At 66.5% G+C, this 6579-nt stretch carries 8 protein-coding genes and 1 pseudogene; 6 read left to right on the top strand and 3 right to left on the bottom strand.

Annotated elements, in window-relative coordinates:
- Positions 1–424: TolC family protein (locus VIR09_RS14025; protein ID WP_332013411.1), on the top strand; the 424-nt coding region annotated here is incomplete at its 5' end.
- A gap of 503 nt (positions 425–927) precedes the next feature.
- Here the strand turns inward: VIR09_RS14025 and VIR09_RS14020 are convergent.
- Entirely contained in the window at positions 928–1473 is a 546-nt protein-coding gene (locus VIR09_RS14020; RefSeq protein WP_332013412.1) for a hypothetical protein, read from the bottom strand.
- Positions 1473–2408 carry a LysR substrate-binding domain-containing protein gene (locus VIR09_RS14015; protein ID WP_332013410.1) on the bottom strand — a complete coding sequence of 312 codons (936 nt, stop codon included), beginning with the start codon at positions 2406–2408 and terminating at the stop codon, positions 1473–1475. Before VIR09_RS14015 ends, VIR09_RS14020 begins: the two co-directional genes overlap by 1 nt.
- 167 nt (positions 2409–2575) lie before the next feature.
- Here VIR09_RS14015 and gtdA point away from each other — a divergent pair, with 167 nt between their 5' ends.
- The 5 genes from gtdA (at position 2576) to VIR09_RS13990 (ending at position 6421) form a co-directional block, all read left to right on the top strand.
- Complete coding sequence (gene gtdA / locus VIR09_RS14010) at positions 2576–3628, top strand: gentisate 1,2-dioxygenase (protein WP_332013409.1); 1053 nt, start codon at positions 2576–2578, stop codon at positions 3626–3628.
- A 76-nt stretch (positions 3629–3704) separates the two neighbouring features.
- Positions 3705–4403, top strand: coding sequence for a fumarylacetoacetate hydrolase family protein (locus VIR09_RS14005; RefSeq protein ID WP_332013408.1), 699 nt, complete (start codon positions 3705–3707; stop codon positions 4401–4403).
- Between the two features lie 17 nt (positions 4404–4420).
- Positions 4421–5059, top strand: coding sequence for a maleylacetoacetate isomerase (gene maiA / locus VIR09_RS14000; protein ID WP_332013407.1), 639 nt, complete (start codon positions 4421–4423; stop codon positions 5057–5059).
- Positions 5056–5439 (top strand): chorismate mutase, encoded by a 384-nt coding sequence (locus VIR09_RS13995; protein WP_332013406.1) that lies wholly within the window; start codon positions 5056–5058, stop codon positions 5437–5439. The genes maiA and VIR09_RS13995 overlap by 4 nt, the downstream gene beginning before the upstream one ends.
- Positions 5432–6421, top strand: coding sequence for a tripartite tricarboxylate transporter substrate binding protein (locus VIR09_RS13990; RefSeq protein WP_332013405.1), 990 nt, complete (start codon positions 5432–5434; stop codon positions 6419–6421). The genes VIR09_RS13995 and VIR09_RS13990 overlap by 8 nt, the downstream gene beginning before the upstream one ends.
- Positions 6422–6504: 83 nt before the next feature.
- Here the strand turns inward: VIR09_RS13990 and VIR09_RS31590 are convergent.
- Positions 6505–6579: pseudogene (locus VIR09_RS31590) on the bottom strand (transglutaminase family protein); the annotation flags it as partial.

Genomic DNA, 6579 nt, shown 5'->3' with positions numbered 1-6579 from the left:
GGGCCCGCTGGTCGGCGCCGCGCTGTCCATGCCCATCTTCGACGGCGGCCGCCGCCAGGCCGGCCTGGACCGCGCCCGCGCCGTCTACGAGGAAGACGTCGCCGTCTACCGCCAGACCGTGCTGAACGCGTTCCGCGAAGTGGAAGACAACCTGGCCAACCTGCGCATCCTGGCCGACCAGACCAAGGCGCAAGACGCCGCCGTCGACGCCGCCGCCCGCGCCGCGAAACTCTCGCACACACAGTACCGCGAAGGCTCCATCAGCTTCCTGGACGTGATCGAAGCCGACCGCAGCGTACTGCTGCAGCAACGCGTCTCGGTACAACTGAACGGCGAACAAGCCCGCTCCGCCGTAGGCCTGATCCGCGCCATTGGCGGCGGCTGGGAGAACCCGGTACCGCCAGAGACGATGGCGGCGAAGTAAGGAACGAGGCCCGCAAGGAAAGGACAAAAGCAAAAGCAACGGCACCGGCAGGCAACCGCAACAGCAGCAGCAGCAGCAGCAGCAGCAAGACAAAGCGTAAGCCTCAAAAGGCCGCCCGCGCGGCCTTTTGAGGCGGGCACTGCAAGATCTTGCCGCCCCCCCCCCACCAGCGGCAAGAACGCCAAGCACACCCCCCGCCCCAGCGCCCGTGAAGATTCAACCAGCAGAGTCTGTCGCGTCGGTGGCCTGCGGGGCGCGGGGCGTCGATAAGCCCGAGGGAATCGGAAGGAAAGGCCGAAGGCCTGGACGACGATGACGACGGGGCAGTCCGGAGCGAACGCTCCGGACCGCAATCGTTGCCCCGCGCCCCGCAGGCCACCGACGCGACAGGCGTCATAAGAACTCGACAGGCGTCATAAGAACTCGACAGGCGTCACAAGAACGCAACAGGCGCCACAAGAACGCAACGAAGCTTCAAGAGCCCACACACGCCCACAAGCCCCTCACCCCCCCCGCTCCATATACCGACGAGCCATCTGATACCCAGCAAACACATAAAACCCATTGCTATTAAGCACCAGCCAAGCTCCCAACCCCGCCAACAAAGCCACCACAGGCCCGACCGCCCGCACATCCCCCTGCGTCCAGGCAATCACCCCCAGAAACCCGACAGCGATCAACCCCAAGGCCAGCCGCTTCAGCACCACCAGCCCGAACGCGTGCCCGCCCATGAACGCCACCACCCCGATAGCCAACGCCAGCGCCGTCACCGCGCAAACCAGCACCAAGGCAAACGCCGCCAGCGCCGGCCCAGCCACGCGCAGCAACAGACTCAGCACGCCTATCCCCACGCCCAGCCCGCCCGTCATCACCAGCACCGCCAACACCAGCGGTGACCACATCCCAGGCGGCGCGCGCCGTGCATCCATCTCCGCCACGAAGCGATGCATCGCCGCCGACATGGCCGGTTCATCCTGCTGCTGCAACGCCGCCTCCAGCTTGCGGCACTGCGCGATCAACGCATTCAGTCCCGCCCGTGGCGCATCCATCACGTCCTCGCCGCGCCCGAAGCGTGTTCCGCCACCGTGCTCCGCAATGCCGCCATTGCTTCCTCCACCGCGATCGGCCTGAACGCGTCCTCGCGCCAGTACATCGCCACCGACCCGAATCCCGACAGGCGCACCGGAATGATCCGCATCGCCCGCATCTGCGAAAAACGCAGCGCCGCCCGATGCGAAGCCACGCCGATCATGTCGCTGTTGTTGATCAGCGTGAGATTGATGGTCACCGAATTGGACTCCACGTGGTCCGGCGGCGGCGCCTGCCCCGCCGCCGCCAGCGCCGCGTCCACCGCATTGCGGATGGGTGTGCCCTTGGGCCACAGGATCCAACGGTAGGACAACAGATCCGGCCAGGACGGTTGCTCGACCGCGAATAGCGGATGGCGCGGCCGCGCCACCAGGTGGATGGGTTCCAGGTACAAGGCCTCGAAGCGGATCGCAGGGTCGTGATGCTCAGGCGCGGAACGCCCCACCACGATGTCCAGGTCGCCTTGCGCCAACTGCGCCAGCAGCAGGTCGGTCGTGCCCTCCACCAGCTTCACCCGCGCCTGCGGCATGCGCTCCAGCAGCTTCATCACCGCCAGCGGCACCGTGTCCGATGCCGACGCGCCCGACGCGCCTATCACCACCCTGCCGCCGCCCCCTTCGCGCAACGCCGCCATGTCCGCGCTGGCGCGGTCCAGCTGCGCCTCCACCCGCTGGGCATGCGCGATCAGCACGTCGCCATGCGGCGTAGGCCGCAAGCCGCGCGCATGCCGTTCGAACAGCGGCAGCCCGATGTCGTCTTCCAGATCCTTCAGCCACTTGGACAAGCCCGGCTGCGTCGTGTTGAGCATCGCCGCCGAATGGCTGATGTTGCGGGTCTGGGCCAGGCTCAGCAGCATCTTCAGATTGCGCAGGCGCAACCGGTGGGTCCAGTCCATGCAGGCCCTCGTCTCGTCTATGTATATTCTTATTGATATGGATAATAAGATAATTTCATTTCAAAACACATAGCTCCTTACGCATAATCGTCTCCATACCAGGACCAGCCGCGAACCTAGCGGCGGCCACGCGAAGCCGGCGCCAGCCGGACATTCCGGAGACAAGCATGCCCAACGGCCACACCCCCGGCGCCGACCGCGCCGCCTATTACGCACGCATCGCCAAAAAGCACATGGCGCCCCTGTGGGAGTCGCTGCACAACCTGGTGCCGCGCGAGCCCGCGCCGCGTTGCATCCCCGCCATCTGGAAGTACGAGGACGTGCGCGACGACGTCATGGCGTCCGGCTCGCTGATCACGGCGGAAGAAGCCGTACGGCGCGTGCTCATCCTGGAAAATCCCGGCCTGCCCGGTCAGGCCAGCATCACCCAGAGCCTCTATGCGGGCCTGCAGTTGATCCTGCCTGGCGAGATCGCGCCCAGCCACCGCCACACCCAATCGGCGCTGCGCTTCATCGTCGAAGGCCGCGGCGCCTACACCGCCGTGAATGGCGAGCGCACCACCATGCACCCCGGCGATTTCATCATCACGCCGTCCTGGACCTGGCATGACCATGGCAACGCCGAGACCGCCGAGGGCGGCGAGCCCGTGGTGTGGCTGGACGGCCTGGACATTCCGCTGCTGCGCTTCCTGGACGCCGGCTTCGCCGAAAACTATCCCTCGGCCACCCAGCCCGTGACCCGCCCCGAAGGCGACAGCATGGCGCGCTACGGCCACAACATGGCGCCGGTACGCCACCAGACCGCCAGCGGCACCTCGCCCATCTTCAACTACCCCTATGAACGCAGCCGCGAAGCGCTGGACCAGCTCTACCGCCACGGCGAACTGGATCCCTGGGACGGCGTGAAGCTGCGCTATCTGAATCCGGCCACCGGCGGCTATCCCATGCCGACCATGGCGACCTTCATGCAATTCCTGCCCGCCGGCTTCCAGGGCAAGACCTACCGCAGCACCGACTCCACCGTCTACAGCGTGGTCGAGGGCCGCGGCACCGCCCGCATCGGCGACCAGGAATTCCATTTCGGTCCACGCGACGTCTTCGTCGCCCCATCCTGGCAGCCCGTGCAACTGGCCGCGCTGGATGACGCCACCCTCTTCAGCTATTCCGACCGCCCCGTGCAGGACGCGCTGGGTGTGTGGCGCGAAGCGCGCGTCGGCTGAAGCCGGCGCGCTCCTTCTTCTTCCGTTTCAGGTTGGGGCCGCGCCAGGCTCCGCCCGCATTCATCAAAGGTGACCCATGTCTTTCGTCTTCGATCCCGCCGCCCCCGTCGCCGTGCCTGTCGCAGGCAGCCAGGACAGCTTCCCCGTGCGCCGCGTCTATTGCGTCGGCCGCAACTACGCCGCCCACGCCCGCGAAATGGGCTTCGACCCGGACCGCGAACCGCCGTTCTTCTTCTGCAAGCCGGCCGATGCCGTGGTGCCGGTGGCCGAAGGCAGCACGCTGTCGCTGCCCTATCCTTCCGAGACCGCCAATCTGCACTATGAGATCGAACTGGTCGCGGCCATCGGCAAGGGCGGCGCCAACATTCCCGTAGAACAGGCGCTGCAACACGTGTGGGGCTATGCCGTGGGCCTGGACATGACCCGCCGCGACCTGCAGATGAAGATGCGCGAGGCCGGCAGGCCCTGGGAACTGGGCAAGGCCTTTGACCTGAGCGCCCCGATCGGTCCCTTGCATCCCGCCAGTGCGGTCAATGGTATCGACCAGGCCGCCATCTGGTTGCAGGTCAACGGCGCCGACAAGCAGAGAAGCGACATCGGCAAGCTGATCTGGTCCGTCGCCGAGACCGTCGCCTACCTGTCCAAGTATTTCCGCCTGGAAGCTGGCGACCTGATCTACACCGGCACGCCCGAAGGCGTGGGCCCGGTGGTACGCGGCGACAAGATGGTCGGCGGCGTGGACGGCCTGGGCACGCTCAGCGTGCAGATGGTGTGAACCTGCCAGGAAACCGCATGCAACTGCACAGCTTTTTCAATAGTTCCACCTCCTACCGCGTGCGCATCGCGCTGGCGCTCAAGGGCCTGTCCTACGAGTACCTGCCCGTGAACCTGCGCAAGCAGGAGCAGCGCGCCGCGGACTATGTGGCCAAGAACCCTTCCGCGGGCGTGCCCCTGCTGATCGATGGCGATATCCGGCTGTCGCAGTCGCTGGCCATCATCGATTACCTGGACGCCACCTACCCGGAGCCGCGCCTGATCCCGACAGGCACGCTGGAGCGGGCGCGCGTGCTGGAACTGTCCGACGCCATCTCCTGCGACATCCATCCGGTCAACAACATGCGCATCCTGCGCTATCTGCAGGACGTCCTGGGCGCCAGCGAAGAACAGAAGAACGCCTGGTACCACCACTGGATACGAGAAGGCATGACCGCGGTGGAAGCGCTGCTGGTCCGCCACGGCCATGGCGCCTACTGCTACGGCGATGCGCCCACCCTGGCCGACTGCTGCCTGGTGCCGCAGGTGGCGAACGCCCAGCGCATGGGCTGCGATCTGTCCGCCTACCCACGCGCACTCCGCGTGTACGAACACTGCAATGCGCAGCCCGCCTTCCAGCAGGCTGCTCCCACCCAGCAACCGGACTACGCCAAGTGAGCCACCAGGAACCCGACACCCAGGGCGCGCCGCTGCGCGAATACACCGATCCCTCCTACCGCCCGCTATGCGCCAACCTGGCGGACGTGCGCGCCAACATCGACCGACTGGACGACGAGATCGTGCGCCTGATCGCCGAGCGCGCCATGTACGTGAAGGACGCCGCCCGCTTCAAGCGCGACGCCTTCCAGGTGAGCGCGCCCGCCCGCCAGGCGCAGGTCTTCGAAAAGGTGCGGCTGCTGGCCGAACGCCACAACCAGGGCTTCGCCAACCTGGAGCAGGTGGTGGACGCCACCTACCGCGCCATGGTCGCGGCCTTCATCGCCAACGAACAAACCTACTTCAACACCATGAAGGATGTCGGAGACACCCATGCATAAGCCCCACGCGCGCCGCATCGCTGTCCATGCAATGATCCTGGGGCTGGCCGCGCTGGCACCGCTGGCAGCCTCGCAGGCGCAGGCCTGGCCTTCCCAGCCGCTCAAGGCCATCGTGCCTTTCGGTCCGGGCTCCAGCCCCGACCAGGTGGCGCGCATCGTCGGCGAGAAGGCCGGCGCCATCCTCGGCCAGACCATCGTCATCGAGAACAAGCCGGGCGCCAGCGGCAACATTGGTACCTTTGCCATCGCCAACGCCAAGCCCGACGGCTACACCTTCGGCGTGTCCATCACCGGGCCGCTGGTCAACAACACGCTGCTGTTCGACAAGCTGCCCTATGCGCCGGCCACCGACCTGTCGCCGCTGACGCTGGCCGTGCACCAGCCCAACGTGCTGGTCGTGCCTGCGTCGGCCGGCATCGCCAACATCGGCCAGTTGCTGGACGCGCTGAAGAAGAACTCGGACAAGTACAACTTCCCGTCCACGGGCGCTGGCACGGTGTCGCACCTGGCCGTGGAGCTGATGCTGCAGCAGACCGGCGCGCGCGCGACCCACGTACCCTATCCCTCGTCGCCCGCCGCCCTGACCTCGCTGCTGTCCGGCGACACGCAGTTCGCCGCGCTGCCGCCCATCGCCGTCATGCCCATGGTGAAGGACGGACGCCTGAAGGCGCTGGCCGTCACCTCGTCCAAGCGCTCCGCGCTGCTGCCCGAGATCCCGACGCTGGCCGAAGTCGGCGTGCAAGGCATCGAAGGCTCAGCGTGGATCGGTTTCGTGATCTCGTCCAAGGTCCCGGCCGACATCCAGAAGAAGTTGTCCGATGCACTGATCCAGGCCATCCGCGACCCCGAGGTCACCAAGCGCCTGCAAGCACAGTTCATGGATCCCGCCGCCACCACACCCGCCGAGTTCCGCGCCTACATGGACGACGAACTCAAGCGCTGGGAGCCGCTGATCAAGAAGCTGGGCATCAAGGGCCAGTAAGCAACAGCCAGCCGCGCGGCGCCACCCAAGCAAGGAGAACATCGGATGCTCATCACCGAACCCGCCCGCCAAGTCCCGCTCTACGGCGAGTACAGCTTGTCGATGCAGAACTCGGCGCGGTGGGTGTTGCCCGAGACGTCGATCAGCAGGTTGCGCAT

This window comes from Achromobacter sp., assembly GCF_036567245.1.
In the GTDB taxonomy this organism is placed as follows: Bacteria; Pseudomonadota; Gammaproteobacteria; order Burkholderiales; family Burkholderiaceae_B; genus Achromobacter.
The sequence above is the reverse complement of the archived record's forward strand: the minus strand, read 5'-3'. Positions and strand labels throughout refer to the sequence as shown.

What these genes read in the sequence shown, in the direction of transcription:
- VIR09_RS14020 (WP_332013412.1), bottom strand. Translation starts at nt 1,473, where the DNA reads ATGGATGCGCCACGGGCGGGACTGAATGCGTTGATCGCGCAGTGCCGC.
- VIR09_RS14015 (WP_332013410.1), bottom strand. Translation starts at nt 2,408, where the DNA reads ATGGACTGGACCCACCGGTTGCGCCTGCGCAATCTGAAGATGCTGCTG.
- gtdA (WP_332013409.1), top strand. Translation starts at nt 2,576, where the DNA reads ATGCCCAACGGCCACACCCCCGGCGCCGACCGCGCCGCCTATTACGCA.
- VIR09_RS14005 (WP_332013408.1), top strand. Translation starts at nt 3,705, where the DNA reads ATGTCTTTCGTCTTCGATCCCGCCGCCCCCGTCGCCGTGCCTGTCGCA.
- maiA (WP_332013407.1), top strand. Translation starts at nt 4,421, where the DNA reads ATGCAACTGCACAGCTTTTTCAATAGTTCCACCTCCTACCGCGTGCGC.
- VIR09_RS13990 (WP_332013405.1), top strand. Translation starts at nt 5,432, where the DNA reads ATGCATAAGCCCCACGCGCGCCGCATCGCTGTCCATGCAATGATCCTG.